2 protein-coding genes are annotated in these 1,008 nt (G+C 54.2%); both read left to right on the top strand.

Features of this window, described 5'->3' with window-relative positions; genetic code table 11:
- Positions 1-260: 260 nt before the first annotated feature.
- Positions 261-731: a photosystem I reaction center protein subunit XI gene (locus tag NW852_RS06470; protein WP_414366901.1), complete on the top strand. Its 471-nt coding sequence runs from the start codon at positions 261-263 to the stop codon at positions 729-731.
- Positions 732-769: 38 nt separating this feature from the next.
- Positions 770-883: a photosystem I reaction center subunit VIII gene (locus NW852_RS06465; RefSeq protein ID WP_414360509.1), complete on the top strand. Its 114-nt coding sequence runs from the start codon at positions 770-772 to the stop codon at positions 881-883.
- Positions 884-1,008 lie beyond the last annotated feature (125 nt).

The following is a 1,008-nucleotide window of genomic DNA, read 5'->3' as shown; positions in this document are numbered from 1 at the left end:
CCTATCTGCAGTCAGCTACTTTACAGGATCTCAGAGGCATCTAGGGGGTAGAGGGGCGGTGGTGCTGGGAAAAGCTGTTTGCCTAGGAGAAGGGCAAGTACTGGGGGGATCCAAGCAAAAAGCTTCTCGGATCCCTTGATAAGGGTCTATATCTCTGTTAAGCGAGCATGAACTTTTTTAACGATCCGGATAGCGGCTGCTGAGAGGAGAACTGAGGCCCCGTAGAATGAATCCCAAAATTCCAGGCAGGACCTTCGGACATGGATTACATTCGCACCTTTAACGACGATCCCTGCGAGGGCCATCTTTCGACGCCTATCAGCGATTCTCCTGTCACCCGTCTGTTTATCAACAACCTCCCCATCAACCGTCCTGGCCTATCGCCGCTGTTGCGGGGGCTGGAGATTGGGTTGGCGCATGGCTATTTTTTGGTGGGGCCAGAAATCGTGGTGGGCCCGCTGCGCGACTATCCTGAGGCAGCTAATTTGGGTGGGCTGGTCACGGCGATGGCAATTGTGTTGCTGGGAACCGCCTGCATGTCGGCCTATGGCAGCGTTACCTTTGGAAACAAGCCGGAAACGCCGGGAGCCAATCCTCTATCTACGGCACGTGGCTGGGGGGATCTGACGGCAGGATTTTTCTTGGGAGGCATGGGTGGCGTCTTTGCTGCCTACTTCCTGTTGGAGAACTTTGCCGGGATCGACGCCATCTTTCGAGGGTTGGTGAATTAGTTGTCAAGCTTGTCAAGGCACTGGAGAGGAGCAAAACTATGACCGGTTCTTACGCTGCTGCTTATCTTCCTTGGATTTTCGTCCCCATTGTCGGTTGGCTGCTGCCGGCAGTGGCCATGGCCGTGCTCTTTTTGTACATTGAGCGCGACTAATTTGTTCTAGTCTCAATTGGTCTTAGAAGAGGGATCCCTAGAGAAGGGATCCCTTGCTTTTTGGGCAGACCTTGGCGCAACGGCTGTTTCTATCCCCCCTGCTGTCTTCCCAAAAGCTGGGGCAG

Origin of the sequence: Synechococcus sp. H60.1, assembly GCF_047462335.1 — a bacterium.
Classification (GTDB): domain Bacteria; phylum Cyanobacteriota; class Cyanobacteriia; order Thermostichales; family Thermostichaceae; genus Thermostichus.
Note: the sequence above shows the minus strand (reverse complement) of the source record. Positions and strands in the feature narration are given on the sequence as shown.

What these genes read in the sequence shown, in the direction of transcription:
- NW852_RS06470 (WP_414366901.1), top strand. Translation starts at nt 261, where the DNA reads ATGGATTACATTCGCACCTTTAACGACGATCCCTGCGAGGGCCATCTT.
- NW852_RS06465 (WP_414360509.1), top strand. Translation starts at nt 770, where the DNA reads ATGACCGGTTCTTACGCTGCTGCTTATCTTCCTTGGATTTTCGTCCCC.